The 231-nt window shown below is 69.3% G+C and carries 1 protein-coding gene; it reads right to left on the minus strand.

The features are described from left to right. The coding region (locus SB658_RS28040; protein ID WP_410603878.1) for a YbiU family protein at positions 1-231 on the minus strand (231 nt) is incomplete at both ends.

Genomic DNA, 231 nt, shown 5'->3' on the forward strand with positions numbered 1-231 from the left:
TCGACCGCTGCGACGCCGTGGATCATGTCCGAGTGCCACCACACCGAGTCGCCGGGCTGGACGGTGGGGATTCCCGCGCGGGCACGCATCAGCAGCGGATGCCACTGATCGCTGATGGCGAGCGCCTTGCCGTTCTGGGCGCCGGCCAGCTCGTCTTCGGGCACATCGTCGAGGAGGGCGCGGACGAGGATGTACGCCATCGCCTCAGGGATCGGCACGACCCAGAGCACG

This window comes from Bacillus sp. SIMBA_008, from assembly GCF_046535495.1.
GTDB lineage: Bacteria > Bacillota > Bacilli > Bacillales > Bacillaceae > Bacillus > Bacillus subtilis.